Annotated in this window: 1 pseudogene; it reads left to right on the plus strand. The window is 61.4% G+C overall.

Annotated features, from left to right (window positions below):
- Positions 1 to 254: pseudogene (locus ACPYOI_RS36560) on the plus strand (MFS transporter); the annotation flags it as partial.

Consider the following 254-nt stretch of genomic DNA (forward strand, 5'->3'; position numbering starts at 1 on the left):
TCCTGGTCCTGATCGGAATGGCGTTCGCGATGGTGATCTGGGCGATTGCCGCTGACGTCTGGACCCTCGCCACATTTGCCTTCGTCTATGGCGCGTTCTACGGCGGATGGGTCGCGGTGCTGCCCTCTTTGGTCATGGACTATTTCGGCGGACGCAACGTCAGTGGAATCATCGGCATCCTCTACACCAGCGTGGCGTTCGGCACGCTTGTCGGTCCGAGTGCGGCCGGTTTCGCCTACGACGTCAACCACAGC

The sequence above is a fragment of the Rhizobium sp. SVR5-2C genome, assembly GCF_056755115.1.